Source organism: Natronorubrum halalkaliphilum, from assembly GCF_009834785.1.
Lineage (GTDB): Archaea > Halobacteriota > Halobacteria > Halobacteriales > Natrialbaceae > Natronorubrum > Natronorubrum halalkaliphilum.
The window spans coordinates 18513-38436 of the sequence record NZ_WUYX01000044.1 but is presented as its reverse complement, the minus strand read 5'-3'; the positions used below and the strand labels follow the sequence as shown (position 1 = coordinate 38436).

At 64.6% G+C, this 19924-nt stretch carries 20 protein-coding genes and 1 pseudogene; 13 read left to right on the top strand and 8 right to left on the bottom strand.

The window, feature by feature from the left end; translation table 11 throughout:
* Positions 1 to 106 precede the first annotated feature (106 nt).
* On the bottom strand, positions 107 to 595 hold the full coding sequence (locus tag GS429_RS14320; RefSeq protein ID WP_160066049.1) for an Lrp/AsnC family transcriptional regulator: 489 nt from the start codon (positions 593 to 595) through the stop codon (positions 107 to 109).
* A 292-nt stretch (positions 596 to 887) separates the two neighbouring features.
* Positions 888 to 2024, bottom strand: coding sequence for a thiolase family protein (locus GS429_RS14315; protein WP_160066048.1), 1137 nt, complete (start codon positions 2022 to 2024; stop codon positions 888 to 890).
* Between the two features lie 210 nt (positions 2025 to 2234).
* On the opposite strand from GS429_RS14315, the gene GS429_RS14310 reads away from it, so the two are divergent.
* Positions 2235 to 3011 carry a DUF5806 family protein gene (locus GS429_RS14310; protein ID WP_160066047.1) on the top strand — a complete coding sequence of 259 codons (777 nt, stop codon included), beginning with the start codon at positions 2235 to 2237 and terminating at the stop codon, positions 3009 to 3011.
* 19 nt (positions 3012 to 3030) lie between these two features.
* Here the strand turns inward: GS429_RS14310 and GS429_RS14305 are convergent, their stop codons facing one another.
* Both GS429_RS14305 and GS429_RS14300 read right to left on the bottom strand, forming a co-directional pair.
* Positions 3031 to 3534, bottom strand: coding sequence for a DUF7529 family protein (locus GS429_RS14305; RefSeq protein WP_160066046.1), 504 nt, complete (start codon positions 3532 to 3534; stop codon positions 3031 to 3033).
* Between the two features lie 76 nt (positions 3535 to 3610).
* Positions 3611 to 4360 carry a lipoyl protein ligase domain-containing protein gene (locus GS429_RS14300; protein ID WP_160066045.1) on the bottom strand — a complete coding sequence of 250 codons (750 nt, stop codon included), beginning with the start codon at positions 4358 to 4360 and terminating at the stop codon, positions 3611 to 3613.
* Positions 4361 to 4422: 62 nt separating this feature from the next.
* Here GS429_RS14300 and GS429_RS14295 point away from each other — a divergent pair, with 62 nt between their 5' ends.
* The 3 genes from GS429_RS14295 (at position 4423) to GS429_RS14285 (ending at position 6382) form a co-directional block, all read left to right on the top strand.
* Positions 4423 to 5349, top strand: coding sequence for a DUF8155 domain-containing protein (locus tag GS429_RS14295; protein WP_160066044.1), 927 nt, complete (start codon positions 4423 to 4425; stop codon positions 5347 to 5349).
* 73 nt (positions 5350 to 5422) lie between these two features.
* Positions 5423 to 6088 carry a helix-turn-helix domain-containing protein gene (locus GS429_RS14290; protein ID WP_160066043.1) on the top strand — a complete coding sequence of 222 codons (666 nt, stop codon included), beginning with the start codon at positions 5423 to 5425 and terminating at the stop codon, positions 6086 to 6088.
* A gap of 108 nt (positions 6089 to 6196) precedes the next feature.
* Entirely contained in the window at positions 6197 to 6382 is a 186-nt protein-coding gene (locus GS429_RS14285; RefSeq protein ID WP_160066042.1) for a hypothetical protein, read from the top strand.
* 87 nt (positions 6383 to 6469) lie between these two features.
* On the opposite strand, the gene GS429_RS14280 is transcribed toward GS429_RS14285, so the two are convergent.
* Positions 6470 to 6751, bottom strand: coding sequence for a Sec-independent protein translocase subunit TatA/TatB (locus GS429_RS14280; protein WP_160066041.1), 282 nt, complete (start codon positions 6749 to 6751; stop codon positions 6470 to 6472).
* An 85-nt stretch (positions 6752 to 6836) separates the two neighbouring features.
* Positions 6837 to 7646 (bottom strand): DUF8054 domain-containing protein, encoded by an 810-nt coding sequence (locus GS429_RS14275; protein WP_160066040.1) that lies wholly within the window; start codon positions 7644 to 7646, stop codon positions 6837 to 6839.
* 674 nt (positions 7647 to 8320) lie between these two features.
* Here GS429_RS14275 and GS429_RS14270 point away from each other — a divergent pair.
* On the top strand, positions 8321 to 8971 hold the full coding sequence (locus tag GS429_RS14270) for a hypothetical protein (RefSeq protein WP_160066039.1): 651 nt from the start codon (positions 8321 to 8323) through the stop codon (positions 8969 to 8971).
* 768 nt (positions 8972 to 9739) lie between these two features.
* A pseudogene (cysE, locus tag GS429_RS14265) lies at positions 9740 to 10285 on the top strand (serine O-acetyltransferase); the annotation flags it as partial.
* Positions 10286 to 10468: 183 nt separating this feature from the next.
* Here cysE and GS429_RS14260 read toward each other — a convergent pair.
* Entirely contained in the window at positions 10469 to 11887 is a 1419-nt protein-coding gene (locus GS429_RS14260; RefSeq protein WP_160066038.1) for a serpin family protein, read from the bottom strand.
* 68 nt (positions 11888 to 11955) lie between these two features.
* Complete coding sequence (locus GS429_RS14255) at positions 11956 to 12420, bottom strand: DUF4385 domain-containing protein (protein WP_160066037.1); 465 nt, start codon at positions 12418 to 12420, stop codon at positions 11956 to 11958.
* A gap of 92 nt (positions 12421 to 12512) precedes the next feature.
* Between GS429_RS14255 and GS429_RS14250 the strand changes: the two genes are divergently transcribed.
* The 7 genes from GS429_RS14250 (at position 12513) to GS429_RS14220 (ending at position 19807) form a co-directional block, all read left to right on the top strand.
* On the top strand, positions 12513 to 12998 hold the full coding sequence (locus GS429_RS14250) for a PaaI family thioesterase (protein ID WP_160066036.1): 486 nt from the start codon (positions 12513 to 12515) through the stop codon (positions 12996 to 12998).
* Between the two features lie 265 nt (positions 12999 to 13263).
* Entirely contained in the window at positions 13264 to 15153 is a 1890-nt protein-coding gene (gene nosZ, locus GS429_RS14245) for a TAT-dependent nitrous-oxide reductase (protein WP_160066035.1), read from the top strand.
* Between the two features lie 9 nt (positions 15154 to 15162).
* Positions 15163 to 15939, top strand: coding sequence for a hypothetical protein (locus GS429_RS14240; protein WP_160066034.1), 777 nt, complete (start codon positions 15163 to 15165; stop codon positions 15937 to 15939).
* A complete protein-coding gene (gene nosD / locus GS429_RS14235; RefSeq protein WP_328821402.1) occupies positions 15936 to 17324 on the top strand; it encodes a nitrous oxide reductase family maturation protein NosD in 1389 nt (462 codons plus the stop codon). The genes GS429_RS14240 and nosD overlap by 4 nt, the downstream gene beginning before the upstream one ends.
* Positions 17305 to 18237 carry an ABC transporter ATP-binding protein gene (locus GS429_RS14230; protein ID WP_160066033.1) on the top strand — a complete coding sequence of 311 codons (933 nt, stop codon included), beginning with the start codon at positions 17305 to 17307 and terminating at the stop codon, positions 18235 to 18237. Before nosD ends, GS429_RS14230 begins: the two co-directional genes overlap by 20 nt.
* Positions 18234 to 19253: an ABC transporter permease gene (locus GS429_RS14225; protein WP_160066032.1), complete on the top strand. Its 1020-nt coding sequence runs from the start codon at positions 18234 to 18236 to the stop codon at positions 19251 to 19253. Before GS429_RS14230 ends, GS429_RS14225 begins: the two co-directional genes overlap by 4 nt.
* Complete coding sequence (locus GS429_RS14220; RefSeq protein ID WP_160066031.1) at positions 19250 to 19807, top strand: nitrous oxide reductase accessory protein NosL; 558 nt, start codon at positions 19250 to 19252, stop codon at positions 19805 to 19807. Before GS429_RS14225 ends, GS429_RS14220 begins: the two co-directional genes overlap by 4 nt.
* Positions 19808 to 19924: the final 117 nt, after the last annotated feature.

Genomic DNA, 19924 nt, shown 5'->3' with positions numbered 1-19924 from the left:
GATAGACCAACTGCTGTCGGCTATATATCACTTCGTGATGGACAAGAGCCACGTTCTGTGAATCGTTGCACGCGGTCGCCGTCTCGGTCGCACATTCACAGACGCATCACGGATCGTGTATCACCAGTTCCGACTCAGGTTCGAACGCGGTCAGCGGTTCGAACCGTTCGTCGCTGATCAGGATCTTCTTCCGTACCGTCACGCCCAGTTCGGTGAGCGCTTTGGCGACGCGGGTGAGATCGGAACTGGTCTCGCCGACGACTTTCACGAGGAGGTTGTCCTCGCCGAACATCAGTTCGCGCACGTTGACGACGTTCGGGACAGTGCAGGCCTGCTTCGCCACCGTCTCGCGGTCCGACATCGATGCCGTCCCCACGATCACGGCTTGCAGCGGAAACCCCGCCTTCTCGTAGTCGACGGTCGCACGATAGCCGGTGATGATGCCGTCGCGCTCGAGGTGCTCGATTCGATTGCTGACGGTACTCGGCGAGACCTCGAGATCCGCGGCGAGTTCCGTCGTGGTGACACTGCGGGCGTCGTTCTGCAGGGCGTGTAGGATCCGTTTGTCGATCCTGTCCAGTGGCGTTGGCTCCATACTTGGCCTACGAGGTGCAACCATAGAACAGTTGGTCCGTGGGTGTGCAGCGGGCCAGATCGAACAGTCGAAATACGCGTCGCCTCGAGCGGGCTGTGCGCTCGGTCGGAATCACGCACGGAGCCGTTGTCGGCGTCCGGTGAGAACTGCGGCGTGAAAATACGGAAGACTAGTTTCTGCCTCAGGTGACGTCGAACTCGATCGCCGAACCCTAGCACGACCACCTTTTGTCTCACTCGTCGCAGTGCTCCTCGCTCGCAAAACCTGGAGCAAAAAGCGGAAATCGAACGGCTTAGTTGACGTCGAACTCGATCGCCGCACCCTGACCGAAGCCGACACAGAGCGTCGCCAGCCCGCGCCCGCCGCCGCGCTTCTGGAGTTCGTGAATCAGCGTCACCGGCAGTCGCGCACCGGAGGCTCCCAGCGGATGCCCGATGGCGATTGCGCCGCCGTTGACGTTGAAAATGTCGGGATCGACACCGAGCTCGTCCCGGGAGTAGAGCGACTGGCTGGCGAACGCCTCGTTGAGTTCGACCAGATCGTAGTCGTCGATGTCGCGGCCGTTGCGCTCGAGCAGGCCCTTCGTCGCCGGTACCGGGCCGATCCCCATGACGGTCGGGTCGACGCCGGCGACGTTGTTCATGCCGACTTCGGCGAGGATCTCGAGGTCGTGTTCCTCGGCGAAGGCCTCGCTCGTAACGAGCAGCGCGGACGCACCGTCGGAGATCTGGGAGGCGTTGCCGGGCGTAACGGTTCCGTCGGACTTGAAGACGGTCGGCAACTCGGCGAGTTTTTCGGCGGTCGTGCCGGGACGGATGCCCTCGTCTTCCTCGACGGTGCCGTCTTCGGTCTCGATCGGGACGATCTCGTCGTCGAAGCGGCCCTCTTCGGTCGCTTCCTGGGCTCGCTGCTGGCTCTGGGCGGCGTACTCGTCCTGTTCTTCGCGGCTGACGCCGTACTCCTCGGCGACCTTCTCGGCGGTCATTCCCATCTGGAGTTCGCCGATGTTGTAGAGTTCGGCCATTCGCGGGTGGACGTTGCCGGTGTTTTGGCCCATCTGGACGCGGCTCATGCTCTCGACGCCGCCGGCGATGATGGCGTCACGGTTCCCGGCTGCGATGGCGTCGGAAGCGGAGATGACCGACTGCATCGAAGAGGCACACCAGCGGTTGATCGTCGTCGCGGGGACGCTTTCGCCCAGCTCGGAGAGCAACGCGATGACGCGAGCGAGGTTGTTCCCCTGCTCGTCGCGCTGCTGGGCACAGCCCCACATCAGGTCGTCGATATCGTCACCAGAAAGGCCGGTCTCCGCGAGGATTTCGTCGATCAGCGGGACGGAGAGGTCCTCGCTGCGGACGTCGGCGTACACGCCGTCTTCTTTCCCCTGCGGGGTCCGTACAGCCTTCACCACGACTGGCGTCTGTGACATACACTATCGCAGGTCCCTCACGAACTTAAATCCGGTAGAACTCCCGGACATAGGTGAACTGTTTACGATCGCGCCGATCGGTGCGTTCGCCCTCGAACCGCCGTACTCGGTGCCGTACTCGATCAGGTGGTCATCGCATCGAGACGGAAACCGCGCGCGGAAAAACGCTCGAGAACAACGTTTATCTCGGGTTGCTGGTAATACGCGGCCATGGACGAGGACGGACTGAACGCGTCTCGATTCGACGCCGACGATGCTGCGTCAGCCGAGGTCGAAGACGCTTCCGAACCGGACGCAGGATCGGCGGCGAAGGCGGAGCCCGAGTCGGAATCGGAACCGGAACCGGAACTCGAGACGGATGACGCCGATACGACGGATGATACCGGGACGACTGACGGTGATGACGCCGATGTCGACACTGACACAGACACCGACACCGACACGGACGGCTCGATGCCGGGCGTTCCCGACCCCAACCCCCAGGAAAGCGACGTCCCCGAGGACGTCCAGAAGTACGCTCGCTTTACGAAGATGGACGGCGCGCAGTACGATCGAGTCAACGAGTTCCTGCGAGACCGAACCTACGTCACCGCTCGCGAGTGGGCCATCGCTCGGCTCTGTTCGGACTTCCGGACCGAGACCGGCGTCGAGATGACCAAGATCGGCGAGAACCTGCCCGAACTCGTCCCATTCATGACCGACACCTACACGCCACAGGCGGTCAATCAGGCCCGGTCCTCCTTCGAGGAAAAAGTCCGTAAGGCCGGCGCAACCTTCCTCTACGGCGCGATGTGTGACTTCTTCACCGCGGAGGAACTCGACGACGTGATGTACGAGTCGACCGAGGTCGCCAAGTTCCTGCTGGAAGTCGAAGGCGTCGACCTCACCGTCGAGGAGGAACTCGAGGCCGAAGAGCGGATCTCGAGCGTGATGCGCGAGGTTCGCGAGGCCAGCGAGGAACTTCGCGAACAGGACGAAGACGAGTAACGTTTCGAGCAGCCGCCGATTACGCTTCGTCGAACCAACCGCGAACGTCCGCTTCCTCGAGGAACAGCGACGGATCCTCGTGGGAAAAGCTGACCCAGCCGTCGGCGTCGTCCGTTTCGGTCGTGACGTGTAACAGGAGCTCCTCCGTTTTGAGTGCCGTTTCGAAGACGGAGCGGGACTCAGCGAGGTCGTAAGTCAGCGGGACGAAAACGGCGGTTTCGGTGTCCTCGTCGCGCTCGACGGCGAGCGCGATCCGCGGCTCGTCGTCGGACTCGGGCGGCCGATAGTAGACGTCGGCTGCAGTAACGGCGACGTCCCCGCGTTCGATCAGCGATTCGACGAGTTCGTATTCGTCCGCCGAAACCCGGACGTCGAACCCGGTCCGTTCCTCGTTCTCGACCGGCGAAACCGCCTCGGGATCCAGAACCACGGCGTCCCAGCCGTTCTCTCGGTACTCCTCGGCGATCGCCGTCGTGTCTTCGAGGAGTTCCGTCCAGCGCGCGTCTTCCAGATTCGACGTCATCGGTCCCCCTCCGCGTTGACGTTCGGTCGCACTCGAGCGTGCATACTCGACTCCGATGACACCGAGACGAAAAACGTTATCTCCTCTCGTTTGCGTCGCTGTTTCCGTACGTCTCGCTAACTGGTTCGATCGTCACGTCCGCTCTCTCGCCGACGAGGGCGTCCTCGAGCGCGGATCGAACGACCGAGGGATCCGACGGGCCGCCGCCGCCCGCGACGGTACCGACTGATTCGGGATCGAACGGCACCTCGAGCGCGCCGTAGACGTCCTCGAGCGTCGCCGTCAGTTCTTCGCGCCGAGCAACGAGGACGATACCTGCGGTTACGGCGGCGTCCTGACGGACACGCTGGGCGATGCCGACGACCTTTCGTTCCGGCTCCTCGCCGTCCCCCTCGCGCGTGTGCGAGAGCGAGTGCGTCCCTGGGCAGAACGAGTCCGACGGTTCGCCGCGGACCGGCTCGAGGTCGTCCTCGAGGGATCGAAGCGCGTCCACGATGGCGTTCGTCGCTCGCTCGTACCGCTCGTCGGTGCCCCGTCGGAAGTCCGCGACCGGTTCGGCGCGGGCGAAGGCCAGTGTCGTCTCCCCGTCGTAGGCGACCGCGCGGCCTCCGACATCGCGTTCGACCGGCGGGAACGCTCGTTCGCGGGCGCGTTCGCAGGCCCGGTCGTAGCCCTCGAGCCGTCGGTCCCGGCGGCCGAACGCGACCTGACGGTGTGGCGTCCAGACTCGAACTGCGGGGTCGCCGTCGGCGGCGAACGAGAGGAGCTGTCGACTGAGGTCGCGATCGGCTTCGATTGTTGCCGCGCGCCCGCGGATAACTCGCATCGTTTGGGACTCGTTCCCGACGGACCTAAACACCCTCGTCGCACAGACGAACCTGACAACCGATGGCCGCGACGCTTCCCGAGGCAGTGTTGGCCCAGTACCAGCGCTTCTCGCTGTACAACTCGCCGTACCCCGCCCACGACGAGGGCTGTGCGATCGACCTGTATCCCGGAACGCTTCGGGACGGGCGCACGACGGTCGCTCCGAGTCCCGTCTCTGGGACCGTCCTCGAGACCAGAGCCGTTCGGGCACCGCCGAAACCGTACGCGCCCGAGCACGATCATCTGATCCTGCTCGAGTGCGACGGGCCCGCGGAGCTCGAGGGGCTGACGGCCCGCGTCCTCCACGTCGAGCCTGCAGTCGAGGCCGGCCAGCGGGTCGAACGCGGCGAGTCGCTGGGCGAACTCGTCCGCGCCGGTTTCTTCGCGCCGTGGGTCGACAACCACCTCCACGTCGGCTTTCGGCGGGCTGATCAGAACCCCCACCGGGCGTCGGGTTCGCTCCCGCTCGAACTCGGGGTCGAGATTCGGCCGCTCGAGTGGGACGGAACCGGGACCGTCGTTTCGACTGGCGAGACCTACGCGGTTCTCGACGCGCCGACGCATCCCGACCCGGGCGAGACGTTCGTGGGGGTTCGGGCCGACGGCGGTGAGCCGAGTAAAACGAGGCGATCCTCGTCGAAGCGGTGCTCCGACGGTGGCGGGGTCCTCGACGGGGGGCTCCCGCACTACGACGGCGGTGGGGTTCACGGCCGAGCCGAGGCGCTCGAGTGCGAACCGACGCCCGTCTCGCTGAACGGCGACCGACTCGGCGTCGCTCGAGGTCGGACGATCGAGTGGGACGACGTGGTCGTCACCGCGAACGGCGAGGCGATTACCGGTCTGTCGCTGTTCTGCGCTCGAGACGCCGACTTCGGGGCGAAACTGATCTGTCCGGATCACGGGTTCGAACGCGGCGAGTCGGTTAGAATAACGGTCTGTTCGAGATAATCTTGGGTGGGCGCTATGTGATATTGACTGTCATGCTTTTGCGTACGGACGTGGTGGTCTCTCGCGCATTGGAATGGCCGTTATACTCACGTTCGACGTTCCGGCGACAGCCTGCGAACTCGGAGCCGTGTCGCAGGCCGGTTCCGACGAGTCTCCGACGATCGAACTCGAGACGCTGGTTCCGACCCGGTCCGAATCGGTACCGTTCTTCTGGATTCACGCGGCGGACGTCGACCCGATTGTCGACCAGTTGCGCGACAGATCGACCGTCATCGCAGTCGACGTCGTGGAACGGACGGGGCGGGCGACGCTGGTCGCTCTCGACTGGGACGACTCGAGTGACGCCATCTTTGGCGCGATCCGCGACGCGAACGGACACATTTTACGCGCCGTCTGTCGACGGGATCGCTGGGAGTTCGTCGTCAGGTTTTCACACCACCAGCACCTGTCGACGTTCAGACGGGCCGTCGAGGCCGGACCGTTCGATTTTCACGTTCAGCGGATTTATCACGGAAGCGAACCGGGCGAGGAGCCCCAGTACGGACTCACGGCCAGTCAGCAGGAGGCGCTCTCGCTCGCAGTCGAACGGGGGTACTACGACATTCCTCGTCGGTGTACCACGGCCGAACTGGCCGAGCAACTGGATATCTCCTCACAGGCGGTGACCGAACGGCTCCGTCGGGGCATCGCCAACCTCACGCGACACACGCTCCTGGCGGCGAGTTCGGTCGACGACTGACCGGCGTGTTGGGTACCGACGGATGCCTCCGTCCGAACGGCCATTACCTGTCATGTTCTCGAGTTACCCGCATAGCGGACGTATACTCTCGATAGAAAGGTGACGAACGTGTCCGAACGGAACGAAGACGGCGGCCGAGCGCGAACGAACCGCGGGGCGGAGAACCCGCGCCGAACCAGTGTGGACGAGCTGTACATGATGTCGGGAGGGTCCTACATTCTCTGTAGCGTTCGGCGACCGTCGACGCAGTGGCTCGAGTCGACCACCGCCGTCGAACTCGCGGAGTGGCGGTGAGCGTTCTGATTCGGTAGGTAGCTCGTCCGGTGGCAGTTCGAGGCTGCTGAAAACGTTAGTCAGCGTTCAATTTTGTACAAAAACCCTTCAGTCGGCAGCGTCGACCGACGGCTCGGAACCCGGTTCCGCGACCGCGGCGTCGGTAGACGGTTTGTCGTCGATCGTCGACTGTGTTGTGGACCCGCGCCGAATTTCGTCCAGTTCCCGCTCGACCGCGACGCGTCCCTTCTGAAACTCGCCCATCGATTCGCCGGCCGCGCGGGCCAGTCCCGGGAGTTTAGCCGATCCGAACAGCAGAACGGCGATGAAGAAAACAATCAGCAGTTCCGGGCCGCCGGGCATCATAAACAGCGGTATCTCGTACGTCATCACGGTACTCTCTACGCGGGAGACACGGTTGAACTAGGAGCCGAGTGTATAATGGCCGACTCGCAACCTGTGAAAATCGATCGCGCTACGCCTCGAGCGCCCCGGCGTCAAACTCGAACAGGCGCGCGTCGCAGTCGGTGCAGGCCAGCGCAACGACGTCGTACGAGGAACAACACGAGGACACCGTTTCGGTCCCTAACTCGAGCGTGCCGTCGCAAGTGGGACAGTGCTCGAGGAAGACCCGCAGCGAACCCAGCACGCGAGTGCGCTCCGCGTTCTCGAGGTCGTTCCACCCCGGGTAGCGCCGCTTCAGTTCACGGCCGGCGGCCACATCCGCGACGAACGCAGTGCGGGACTCCCACCAGCCGATCGGAATCCCGCCGGCCTCGACGACGAACGAGTGCTCGCGGTCCTCGAGCGTGAGTTCGCCGCCTGCGGCCGTCACGTCGAAGGCCCTTACGACGTCGTCGGCCGCGGTTTCCCGCCGGATTCGATCGATCCACGCGTCGTGGAATCCCGGCTCGAGGCAGAGGTCGTCGCCGTCGGGGCAGTCGATCACCGTGCCCACTTCCAGTAGAAGGGCTTCGGCATCGATCTCGTCTCCGTGGAGCGCGGCGATCGGGTCGTCGATCACGGACTTCCCGAACAGGGCCAGGACGCGCTCCGAGAGGTACCGCTTCGTCAGTTCTGGGGTCCCAGGCACGAGGTACCCGCGGAGGTAGATCGCTCCGAGGAAGGCGACGAACGAGCCTGCCATCAGCGAGGGCGAGACGAGGCCGATCGCCGCGCTCACGACGGCGGCAAGTAGGACATTCAGGACCGTACACGGGACGCAGCGGTTCTCGCCCGTGTACTCGGGTCGGCGAATCGGTTCGAGTGAGTGTGCGATGGTCATTACAGTATGCTCCCGCGGTGTGCCGACAGGTCGGCGACCGCGTTCTCCGGAACCCGTCGTCCGTCATCGGACCGATCGGACGCACTATCGTCCGGTTGGCCCCGAAAAGCGGTCACGACGACGGGTCGGATTTCTGTTCGTTAGTACTGCCAGCAAGCGTATAACCGAGATACCTGATCTACAAGGTTTGCTGTATCGGATGACCACCGCCAAACGTTTTGAGCACCGATACGGGTTGATCGCACAGCTGTCGTGCGATCAGGCGTGAATTGGCTTTCAGTAGCTACTACAAAAAGACAGCGCGGGAACGGTTCACGCCGGGCGAGAACGCGGTACTGGTACGGTTTACTGTCAGCCATTTCCGGCGCAACCGCGATCCGGGCGGCAATTGCGCCGGTACGTCGGTACAGCAATCCGTATGAGGCTGCCGGTTATCGCGGAGTCCGGGGGGTGCACGAGTGAGATCAGCAGTTATCGACGCGGATGCTCGCTCGAGCGTCGACGTCGAATCGGGTCGCGATCTCGAATTTATTCCGCTGTGGCGCACAACACCTGATGGACAAGGTTCTACCATTATCCGGCTTGTGAGCCTACTCTACAGTGAAAGCCGACCTTCTAACGTAGAGATGCGACAGGGCTCGCATGCGCTCGATCGACGGTTTTCGGTGATAACAATGGACGAATTCAAATCAGTAGACGAGGAGTCGCCCGACCGGTATAGTCCAAACCGGCGATCGGTAATGAAAGCGATAGGCGCGACAGCGGCCGTTGGGGGAGTGTTCCCCGGAGCGGTCACAGCGCAGCAGGCCTGTGCGGAGGGGGGATGTAGTGCCGGGACGGGAGACGACATGTGTCAATGTGCACACCCGAGTTGCGACTTCTTGGCCAAAGTCGACGCGTCAGGACAGAGCGTCACTATCAGTGTCCCCGAATCAGCCGCCGAGTTCGACAGCGTCGCCGTCAAAGTCGCGACGTGTTGCTACCCGGTCAGCTATTCGGGAACCAATGGTCAGATAACTGTTAACTCTCCCACTGGTCAGGATATCAGTAACGTTTCGTTCTTCAGGTGCGGGAACGGTGGAGAGGGACGAGTCAACTTCTACGGCTGCAGCCAGGTGTGCTCCGATACACAGGGCACCTCTGTGACGTACGTCGATGCAAACGGAGTCACCCAGACCGGCTCTACCAATACCGAATCCAACCGGAACGACCCAGCGGTCCGTGACTGGGACGCCGTGTACTGCTTCGAGGTGCCGGAGGGTAGTGCGATCGTCAGTGCAGGCGGACAGGAGAATCCGAACCGGTGTGCGGAGAACTACGCCTAGGTGGAAGTCACTACGGCGGTTGAAGCTGATGCAGGAGTGGCCGTTCAACCGGAAGACGAAGAAGAACCCGAGGCCGAAGAGTAGCCGACCTCACGGTCGACTACATTACCCATCGTTCGAGCGAACACGGACGACGCTTGAACCGGAGTGATTCATACGGTTTGCTGTCAGTCATTTTCGGCACAACCGCGACGCTGGCGGCGGTTGTACCGGTGGATCGGTACAGCAATTCGTATCAGTCGATCTCGAGAGTCGTACTCCAATCCATTTTCCAATGTGGAACCGCTGCTCCGACTGTCATTCCTCGCTCGTTGCCATTTACAGGGATTATCGTAGGAGTTCGTAGTTTTCTCACGAGAATCCGAGATACAGGTAGACGGTCGAGGCTTCGAAACCTCCGACGGCTACGATAATCCCTATCAGTCGAAGACAGCCAACCATTGTCCATCAGGTGATCAGGTTATTTCATCTCTGGGCCTACTGCGTAGTGGTGTGAATGAATGAGATTCCGGACGGGAGATGAAGAGTGTATCCACGAGAGTAACGAATAATGTGGCTCAGAACGCTGGACGGACGTCATCTGCCGAGCGAGGCGGGACTGTACGTTCTCGTCGATGTGATGGACACAGTGACGCGATGGGTTTTGACCGATCGGTCCTCGGCTCGGTCCGATGAATTCGATCGAGCCCTTCGAGTCGATTACCGTCGTAGCCACCTGTGGCGATACCAAGGATTGGCACTGCTCGATCGAACTGTCGGGTGAGATCGGTGATTAAACGAATCCGCGAGGACGTCCGGACGGCGTTCTCGAAAGACCCGGCGGCGAAGGGGACGCTCGAGGTACTCACCTGCTACCCGGGCCTGCACGCGATCTGGTGTCACCGGCTCGCCCATCGACTCTGGAACCGCGGCTTCGCCACGACCGCGCGCTTCGTCTCCCACGTCTCGCGGTGGCTAACCGGAATCGAGATCCACCCAGGGGCGACGATCGGCCGGCGATTCTTCATCGATCACGGCTCCGGCGTCGTCATCGGCGAGACGACCGAGATCGGGGACGACGTACTGCTGTACCACGGCTGCACGCTCGGGGGAACGTCACTCGAGGCGACGAAACGCCATCCGACGCTCGGCGACAACGTCGTCGTCGGTGCCGGCGCGGCGCTGCTCGGCCCCATCGAGATCGGTGGAAATTCGAAGATCGGTGCCAACTCAGTGGTGCTCGAGTCCCACGCGCCGAACTCGACGATCGTGGGTATCCCCGCGAAGGCGGTCCACCGATCCGAAGACGAGCCGGTGATGCAACTCGAGCACGGCGACCTCCCGGACCCGGTGTTCGCGGATATCGAGCGGTTGTTCGATCGGTACGACGAACTCCACTGCCAGCAGGACGAACTCGCGTCGCTGCTCGAGCACGCGGTGGCGAACGGCGGCCTCGATGGGGCGCATGACCTCGAGGAGCCGCTCCCGGCCGAGAACGTCGACGATTGAGGTTGCCCCTCACTCTAATTGCAGCGTCTCCCCGTCGACCACGCGACCGACGAACAGCGGCGTCTCGGTCGGCCGATCGCGGATGTAAAACAGGAACGGGCGATCGACGGTCATCTCGACTTGCTCCGGCGGCGCGGACTCGTCCATCACGACCGCCGTCGCGGCCGCCGCCTCGGTTCCCTCCTCGTCGACTTCAACGAAGCTCTGGTGGATGATATCGTCGACGAACAGCCCGCTTCCGTTTCCGTCCACCATCCCACTGAAGTCCGCACCGGGGCCGAAGGCGCGTTCCATTCCCAGCTCCTGCATGATCTCGACGAGACTGAACTTCGATTCGATTCCGAATTTGGGGAGCGCGAGGTCGACCTGGGGCCGGGACAGTTCCTCGAGCATCGTCGCCAGTCGATCGACCGAAAGCGACGCCTGGAACGATTCGAACTCGCCCTCGGCGGGGAGGACGACGATCATGCTCGTGTCCTCGTTGGCGTAGGGGAGTTCGACCACCTGATGGCTGCCGATCTCGGCGTAGCGTAGTTCCGCGGTCTGGTGCATCATCTCGACGTCGGTTTCGTTCCCGTCGAGGCTCGTGAACGTCGCCGGTTCCGTCGCTGCGGGGTCGAAGTCGTGCTCCCACGCGGCGAGGAAGTAGACGGCGTTGGTCAGGACGAGCCGGGTCGAGCCGTCGATCGATCCCTCGGGCAAGAGGTCCTCGATCCGGTCGTTCGTTTCCTCCTCGACCCACGCGTTGATTTCTTCTCGGGCCTCCTCGGGACTGCCCGCGAAGTCGACGAGGTTCTCGCCGGCCTCGTAGTAGGCCGCGAGCAACTCGAGGTAGTCGTCGCTCGTGGCGTTTTCCTCGTCCATCCAGACGGCGTTCGCACTCGAAAGTTGATACCCCAACTCGTCGTCGCGCTCCTCGTCGTCCCACTCCGGCGCGTCGACCTCCTCGCCGTCGGCGTTTCGCCGCTCGAATTCGCCCTCGAGCGCGCCGAAGGCGGCGTGGAGGTCGTTATCCCCGTCTCCGTTCCCGTCCTCGAGTTCGTATCGTAGCGCGTCGGCCATCTCGGCGGCCGTCTCGCCGCGGGCGCCGGCGTAGGTCATCGCTAGCGCCACGGAGACGCTGTAGGGCGAGTAGAACAGATTCTCGTCCGGGGCGTCGTCGCGGAGTTGCGTGAGCAGATCGAACGAGAAGGCGACGTTGCCGCGAATCTGCCGGGCGAGCAGATCCGGCTCGAGGTCGGGATCGGTTCCGAGGTCCAGTTGCGGGAACTCGGGGGCGTCGTTCCCCTCGAGGGGGCCGTCGTTCGTCACGGGATCCGATTCGTCGGGGTCGGCATCGGTATCAGTGTCGTCGCTGCTCGTACAGCCGGCAGCGCCGGCGAGGAGGGCACCGGTCAACGCCAGGACGGTTCGTCTATCGGCGGGCATATACGATTCCCCGTAGGCGGACGATAAACACCTTCTGTAGACTGAAACCGGTCTTTGAGTTTGGGAGGTCACTCGGATCGACGGCGCTCCCGGTGGCGCTCCTTCGCGCGTTGGTAGCCGTCGTCCTCCCGGACGCGTTCCCAGTACTCCTCGAAGACCAGCGCCGCCGCCCGTTTCTCCGGGTCGGCCCACTGCTGTGGCTCGCGCTCGCCGTCGCTGTCGTACTTCTTGCCACCGGGATACTTCGCGTAGCGCATCGCCCGCGTGTACCCCATCTGGAGGTACTTTCGGGCCATGTCCATTCCGGGAAAGTCGTCGTCCTCCCGGTAGCGTTCGTACCGCTCGTAGATCGCCTCGGCGGACTCGCGGGCCGCCTCCTCGTCCACGTACGACCACAGCGGGAGGAGTTCGCTCTTGTAGGGTTCGACCTTGAACACGCCCTGTTCGCCGCGCCCGATCTCGTAGGCGTCCGGCCGCTCCCGGAAGTCGATGTCGTACTCGGGACCGTCGCCGGCGTCGTGACCGTCGGTCATAGGGAAACGACGCCCTCGAGCCAAATCAACGTTCGACAACGTGACAATCGAGAAACGTAGCCGTAAAGAGCATCGCTGTGGGATCACAGGGCATGACCGACGAGATGCAGTCGATGATGGAGGAGTTCGAGGACCTCGAGAGTCTGCTCCAGTACTTCATCGACAATCACCAGGAGTTCCTTTCGTGGATCGGGACGCGCGTAGACGACGTCGGCGAGGGGACGATGACGCTCTCGCTTCCGTACGACGAGAAATTGAGCAACACGCGCCCGAACGCGCCCGAGAGTCACCGCGCGGACCTCCACGGCGGCGTCGCCGCAACCCTGATCGACACGGCAGGCGGGCTCGCACTCCGAACGGAGATGGAGGAACCGTTCGGGGCCAGCATCGCGACGATCAATCTAAACGTCAACTACCTTCGGCCCGCCACGGGGAACCTCGTGGCGACGGCGGACGTCATCCGCGTCGGCGGCAGCGTCGGCGTCAGCGAGATCATGGTCGAGAGCACGACTCCGGACGGGGAGACGCGCGAAGTCGCGACCGGACAGGGCGCTTATCGAATCTTCCGATCGGAGTAACCGCGCCGGCGACGGACGGTCGCGGCCGACTCGCGACTCGAGCGGGAACGGGTATCGACAACCAGTGCGCGTCTTTTCGTTCGTCACTATCCACCGGAAACAACCTCGCCGATTACACCCACTCCATCTTTCTGGCGAACCCGTTCGGGCCTTCTTCCACTCCGTAGGAATTGCTGGACCCCACTAATAGCCGGAAGTTCTGAGTACCATCTGTGATGATCGGATCGGCTCGGCAAACGAGCACGCTCCGACATCTTTCAGGACCATGACCGATACACACTCCGGCAACCAGACGCCGACCGAGTCGAAATCGAGCGACGATCGAGATCCGCTGTTCGCCCGCATTCCCCGCCGCGACTTCATGAAAGCGGGTGCAGCTGCCGGTGCGATGGGGGCGTTTGCCGGCTGTACGAGCCTCCTCGACGACGACGATCTCGCATCCGCATCGGACGTCGACGCGACCGTTCCACCCGGTGAACACGACGACTACTACGCGTTCCTCTCGGGTGGTCACTCCGGCGAGATCCGCGTCTACGGCGTACCGTCGATGCGCCAGATCATGCGCATTCCGGTGTTCAACAAGGAGAGCGCCCGCGGCTACGGTCACGATGACCGCACCAGCGAGATGCTCGAGAACGCCGGTGGCTACACGTGGGGTGACACCCACCACCCGCGCCTTAGCCAGACGAACAACGACTACGACGGCCGATTCGCCTACGTCAACGACAAGGCCAACGGCCGGATGGCCCGGATCGACCTGAAGTACTTCGAGACGGACGCCATCGTCGACATTCCGAACACGCAGGGTGTACACGGTGCCTGCGCCCGACTGCCCGACACGGACCTCATCTTCGGCGTCGGCGAGTTCCGCGTCCCGATGCCCAACGACGGCCGCGACCTCGACGATCCCAGCGCGTACACGTCCGTCCTCTCGGCGATCGATCCCGAGACGATGGACGTCGTCTGGCAGGTGCTCGTCGACGGCAACATGGACAACGGCGACGGCGGTAAGGACGGCCGCTGGTTTTTCTCGACCGGCTACAACAGCGAGGAGGCGGTCACCGAAAGCGAGATGTCGAGTTCGGAGACGGACTACGTCAAGGCGTTCGACACGCCCGCGATCGAGGAGGTCGTCGACGCCGGCGAGTACGAAGAGGTAAACGGCGTCCCGGTCGTCGACGGCCGAAAGGACAGTTCGCTCAACGACGGCTCGGATCCCATCGTCCACTACCTCGACGTGCCCAAGAGTCCACACGGGGTCAGCGTCACGCCCGACGGCGAGTACGCGATCGCCAGCGGCAAACTCGATCCGACCGCGACGATCATCGACATCGAACGGCTCGCGGAAGTAGACGACTCGAACGATGCGATCGTCGGCCAGCCCCGACTCGGTATGGGGCCGCTGCACACTGCCTACGACGGGCGGGGCCACGCCTACACGACGCTGTTCGTCGACTCGCAGGTCGTCAAGTGGGACATCGAAGCGGCCATCGAAGCAGAGATGGGCTCCGAAGATCCGGTGATCGAGAAGATCGACGTCCACTACAATCCGGGCCACCTGATCGCCGCCGAGTCGTACACGGCCGATCCGCAGGGTGACTGGCTGATCTGTCTCAACAAGCTCTCGAAGGATCGATTCCTCCCCGTCGGCCCGGTGTACCCGGAGAACGACCAGCTGATCTACATCGGAGACGACGACGAAGGGATGAAACTCGTCAAGGACACGCCGGCGTACGCCGAGCCCCACGACGCCTCGATGGTGAAAGCGGACAAGCTCGACCCGGCATCGATCTACGACCCCGACGACTACGAAGAGGAGTTCATCAGCGCACAAGACACCGACATCATCCGCGAGGACGGCCGGGTCCACGTCAAGATGCACTCGGTCCGCAACCAGTTCGGCTTCCACGACGTGACCGTCCAGGAGGGCGACGAAGTGACGTTTACCGTCACGAACGTCGAGGAGACCCCCGACATGTTGCACTCGCTGGCGATTCCCCAGTACGATATCAACATCAAGCTCGCACCGCAGGAAACGCGCGAGGTCACGTTCACCGCCGACGAGCCGGGGGTCTACTGGATGTACTGTGCGTTCTTCTGCAGCGCACTCCACCTCGAGATGCGCTCGCGACTGCTGGTCGAACCCGCGGAGTAACTGATCACGATGTCCCGCCTCACCCGGCTCACCGAACTCCGACGCGCGCTCCCGCTGGCAGCGGCGGCGCTGTTCCTGCTCGCACTGACGATGCCGGTGTGGCGGATCACGCTCACCGCGCCGCAGTACATGGAGCCGCTGACCGTCAAGCTCTACGCCTACCCGCGGCTCGAGGGCGATATTACCGAGATACAGGCGCTCAACAGCTACGTCGGGTTCTACTACCCCGATCCGGTGTACGTCGACCCCAACTACGACGTCCACGAGAACGCCGTCGCCGTCCCCGAGTGGGTGCTCGGCCCGGTCGCGTTCGTCGCCCTCGCGGCCTCGAGCGTCGCCGTGGCGCTGCTCCCGTCGGGCAAACGGCTCAAACGCGGACTGGCCGGGTTGTTCGGCGGAACGCTCTTCGTGTTCGTCACGATGGGCGCGCTCATCCAGTACCGGCTCCATCAGACCGGTCACTCGCTCGATCCGGCCGCACCGCTGTCGGGCGTCGACGGGTTTACGCCGCCGCTGGCCGGCAGCTACGAAGTCGCGAACATCAGCGGCACCGCCTGGTTCGGTCCCGGCGGCTACCTGCTGGTGGCCGCCGTCGGCTTGCTGTTCGTCGCGTTCCGGTTCCGGGGCTCCGAGGAGACCCTCGGGGACGTGCCCGAACTCGCTCGCGACAGACGAGAACGCGCGAACGCACGACTCCGTCGCTGGCGCGGCGGCGAAGCGTCGGGGACGACCGACCAACCGGATTCCGACCCAGTGCGATCCACGGCGGACGGTGATCGCCCGTGAACGAATCGTGGTTCGCCGTCGCCGCTGCCGTGATGCTCGTCGCCTCGCTCGCCGGCGCAGCCGTCGCCGCGACGAACGGCCCGGCCGACGCCGACGGCGTCGACGCCTGGAGTCCGGACGTTCCGGACGTCCACGACGTCGCCGAACCCGAGGCGGCGGGTACCGCGACGATCGACGGCGACGAGCAGTTCGACTCGATCCAGGCCGCCGTCGACGCCGCCGATCCCGGCGAAACGGTCCTCCTCGAGGGACGTTTCGACGAACGGGTGACGATCGAGACGCCGGACGTGACGATCGCCGCCGCCGAGCGAGACGCGGCCGTGATCGACGGCGGCGGCGAGGGGACCGTCCTCGAGATCGCGGCCGACGACGTCGCGCTCGAGGGGGTCTGGATCCGCAACGGCGGCCACGACAAGAACGACGACGACAGCGGGATCCTCGTCGACGGCGCGAACGCAACGCTCTCCGAACTCCGGCTGACCGAGGTCGCCTTCGGAATCTGGGTCCACGGCGTCGATAACACGACCGTCGAGGAGAGTCTCATCGCCGGCCGCGAGGACGTCTCAGCGGACCAGCGCGGCAACGGAATCCACCTCTGGGAGGCCACCGACGCCGAACTCAGAGACAATCACATCACGACCGTCCGCGACGGTATCTACTACCAGTGGTCGTCGGGTGTCGTCGCCGAGAACAACGTCATGTGGGAGCTGCGCTACGGCGTCCACTACATGTACTCGGACGACAACCGACTCGCGAACAACACCGCCTTCGACAACGACGTCGGCTTCGCGCTGATGGTTTCGGAGGGACTGACCCTCCGGGACAACGTCGCGGTGAACAACGACGGCCCGAGCGGTCACGGCATCCTCGTCAAGGACGTCGAACGCAGCGAGATCGTCGGCAACGAGGTCGTCGGCAACGACAACGGGCTCTACGTCTATAACGCCCAGGACAACCGGCTCGCGGATAATCTCGTCCTCGAGAACGCGGTCGGGGTCCACATCACGGCCGGAAGCACCGGCGAGGTCGTGACCGGCAACAGCTTCATCGGGAACGGACAGGCGGCGTACGCCCACGCGAACGCCCAGACGAGCTGGAACGACAGCGATCAGGGGAACTACTGGGCGGATGCGAGCGGCGTCGACCTCGACGGCGACGGAACCAGCGAAATCCGCCACCAACCCGCCGGCAGCGTCGAGAAACTCGTACACGAGAACCCGCAAGCGGCCGTCTTCGCCGAGAGTCCGGCGTTCGACGCCGTCCGACTGGCCGAGAGCTCGTTCCCGGTCGTCGAATCGCCCGGCGTGGTCGATCACCGACCGCTCGCCGAGCCCCCACACAAGGACTGGAGGTCCTACTACGACAATGAACATCACGATAACTGACGTCCACAAACGGTACGGCGACGTCGTCGCTCTCGACGGGCCCTCCTTCGAGGTTCCCACGGGGTCGACGTTCGGCGTCCTCGGCACGAACGGAGCGGGAAAGACGACGCTGTTCGAACTCCTGGTCGGCCACGACCGGCCCGACGAGGGATCGATCGAAGTCGGCGGCCTCGACGTCGAGACCGCGGGCCACCGCGTCCGCGAACGCGTCGGGTTCCTGCCCGAGCACAGCGGCTTTCCGCCGTCGATGACGGGCCGGGAAGTGCTCTCGGTTCACGCCCGCATCCGCGGGCTCTCCGACCGAGACGCTCGCATCGAGGAGTGTCTCGCGCTCGTCGGCCTCGCCGACGCCGCGGACCGCCCCGTCTCGGGCTACTCGAACGGGATGGGACGACGGCTCGGACTCGCGTCCGTCCTGCTCTCGCGGCCGCCCGTGCTCGTCCTCGACGAGCCAACCGCGGGGCTCGACCCCCGCGGCGTGACCGCGTTCCACCGCATCATCGAGCGCATCGACCGCGAGACGGACGTAACGGTCGTCCTCTCCTCGCACGTGCTCAGCGAGGTCGAGCGACTCTGCGACGAGGTCGTCATCCTGCAAGCGGGGCGGCTTCGGGCCGCCGGCTCCGTCGACGACCTCCGGTCCAGCGACGAGCGCGTGACCGTCGCCCTTACCCCCGCCGATCACGAGCGCGAATCGCTGCTCGAGGCCGTCCAGAACCGCGGCAACGTCACCGATACCGGCGACGAGATCGAGGTCGTTTGCGGCCGCGAGGCGGCGTTCGACCTGCTCGGATCACTCGAGCGCGAGCACGTGGAACGGTTCGAAGTCCACGAGCCGGGGCTCGAGGCGGCGTTCCACGAGGCACTGTCGGCCGACGAGCCGACGGCCGCGGCCGAGGAGGTGCGGCCATGACGCACGACTCGAGTCGAGCGGACGGTGAGGAGGTTGGGACGGACGGGTCCGCAGCATCCGCCGCAAGCGCCTCAGACACCCGCCCCGCCGGCGAACCGAAACCCGACGGCGGCTACGACCTCGAGACCGGCCCGGCGGCTCGAGTCGAACGGGACGCTCGAGCCGAGACGGCGATCGAGAGCGACCGCGGTCACGCCGCCGGCTCCGGACAGTGGTACCGACAGCTGTTCGTCGTCGCCGAAACGGAGTACCGACTCGCGGTTCGGAGCCGGTGGGCGATCGCACTCACCGCGATCTTCGCGGCGTTCGCACTCGGGCTGACGACGTTCAGCGGCTCCTCGGTGAGCCCCGCGGGGTTCGAACGCGTCGTCGCGAGTCTGGCGGTGCTCGCGGTCTACCTCGTCCCGCTGGTCGCGCTGGCGTTTAGCTACGACGCGGTCGTTGGTCGCGAGGAGAGCGGCTGGCTCCAGACGTTGTTCGCGCTGCCGGTTTCGCGGGCCTGGGTCGTCCTCGGGACGGTCCTCGGCCGGGCGACCGTCCTCGCGAGCGCGACCGTCGTCGGCTTCGGCGTCGCCGGCGGGTTCCTCCTGCTGGAGTACGGCGTCGCGGGATTCGACGCCTACGTCGGCTTCCTGGTCGGAACCGTCGGGCTGGGACTGGCCTTCCTCTCGATGGGCGTCCTGCTGTCGACGCTCGCCGCAGAGAAGACCCACGCGCTGGGCTTCGCGCTGCTACTGTGGGCGTGGTTCGTCCTCGTCCACGATCTGCTCGCGCTCGGTCTGATCGCCGCCTTCGGCCTCTCGGAGACGGCCGTCTCGGCGATCGTCCTGGCCAACCCGACCGGGATCTTTCGGGCGCTGGTGCTCGGAACCCTCGGTGCCGGTGGCGACGCCGGATTCGCGGCCCTGCTGGCCGACACCGGGCTCTCGAGCGGCGTCCTCGCGGCGGCATTGGCCGCCTGGATCGTCCTGCCGACCGCGCTCGCGACCGTCGCGATTCGGAGGCGGCGGCTATGACCTGTCGCTGTTCGCGGCGACGGCTCCTCGCGGGAACCGCAAGCCTCGCGGCCGCCGGGCTGGCCGGCTGTCTGGGAGATGAGGGTACCGACGACTCCCCGGCCGAGCCGATCAGCCTGGCCGACGGACAGTCGTGTGACGCCTGCGGAATGGTGATCGCCGACCACTTCGGTCCCGCCGGACAGCTCTTCTACGCCGACGGACGGCCCGAAGAGCGCGACGGCCCCCTCCGGTACGACAGTCTCTCCGAACTCGTCGTCGCTCGAGACGAGCACGAGGCGCAGGGAGGGGAGCTTCGCGGCGCCTTCGTCACCGACTACTCAAGCGTCGACTACGACCTCGCCGAACACGACGGAACGCCGCACATCTCGACCCACGCCGAGGAGGCGGCGTTCGCGGACGCGACGGAGCTTTACTACGTCGTCGAGAGCGACGTTCACGGGGCGATGGGGCCGGACTTGCTGCCGTTTTCCGATCGCGGTGACGCCGAGCGCGTCGCCGACGATCACGGCGGGGACGTTCGGGAGTGGGACGAACTTTCGACCGTCGGCTGAGACGGATTGCTGTAACTAGTTACCGCCGATCACCAGGGATGGGGTCGGTGATCGACGGTCATTGACTACAGTAAACCGTATGAGGGTCGGCCGGATTACGTTCCGGCTCTCGCGGGT

Coding starts and splice junctions, on each gene's coding strand:
- GS429_RS14320 (WP_160066049.1), bottom strand. CDS start 595: ATGGAGCCAACGCCACTGGACAGGATCGACAAACGGATCCTACACGCC.
- GS429_RS14315 (WP_160066048.1), bottom strand. CDS start 2,024: ATGTCACAGACGCCAGTCGTGGTGAAGGCTGTACGGACCCCGCAGGGG.
- GS429_RS14310 (WP_160066047.1), top strand. CDS start 2,235: ATGGACGAGGACGGACTGAACGCGTCTCGATTCGACGCCGACGATGCT.
- GS429_RS14305 (WP_160066046.1), bottom strand. CDS start 3,534: ATGACGTCGAATCTGGAAGACGCGCGCTGGACGGAACTCCTCGAAGAC.
- GS429_RS14300 (WP_160066045.1), bottom strand. CDS start 4,360: ATGCGAGTTATCCGCGGGCGCGCGGCAACAATCGAAGCCGATCGCGAC.
- GS429_RS14295 (WP_160066044.1), top strand. CDS start 4,423: ATGGCCGCGACGCTTCCCGAGGCAGTGTTGGCCCAGTACCAGCGCTTC.
- GS429_RS14290 (WP_160066043.1), top strand. CDS start 5,423: ATGGCCGTTATACTCACGTTCGACGTTCCGGCGACAGCCTGCGAACTC.
- GS429_RS14280 (WP_160066041.1), bottom strand. CDS start 6,751: ATGACGTACGAGATACCGCTGTTTATGATGCCCGGCGGCCCGGAACTG.
- GS429_RS14275 (WP_160066040.1), bottom strand. CDS start 7,646: ATGACCATCGCACACTCACTCGAACCGATTCGCCGACCCGAGTACACG.
- GS429_RS14270 (WP_160066039.1), top strand. CDS start 8,321: ATGGACGAATTCAAATCAGTAGACGAGGAGTCGCCCGACCGGTATAGT.
- GS429_RS14260 (WP_160066038.1), bottom strand. CDS start 11,887: ATGCCCGCCGATAGACGAACCGTCCTGGCGTTGACCGGTGCCCTCCTC.
- GS429_RS14255 (WP_160066037.1), bottom strand. CDS start 12,420: ATGACCGACGGTCACGACGCCGGCGACGGTCCCGAGTACGACATCGAC.
- GS429_RS14250 (WP_160066036.1), top strand. CDS start 12,513: ATGACCGACGAGATGCAGTCGATGATGGAGGAGTTCGAGGACCTCGAG.
- nosZ (WP_160066035.1), top strand. CDS start 13,264: ATGACCGATACACACTCCGGCAACCAGACGCCGACCGAGTCGAAATCG.
- GS429_RS14240 (WP_160066034.1), top strand. CDS start 15,163: ATGTCCCGCCTCACCCGGCTCACCGAACTCCGACGCGCGCTCCCGCTG.
- GS429_RS14230 (WP_160066033.1), top strand. CDS start 17,305: ATGAACATCACGATAACTGACGTCCACAAACGGTACGGCGACGTCGTC.
- GS429_RS14225 (WP_160066032.1), top strand. CDS start 18,234: ATGACGCACGACTCGAGTCGAGCGGACGGTGAGGAGGTTGGGACGGAC.
- GS429_RS14220 (WP_160066031.1), top strand. CDS start 19,250: ATGACCTGTCGCTGTTCGCGGCGACGGCTCCTCGCGGGAACCGCAAGC.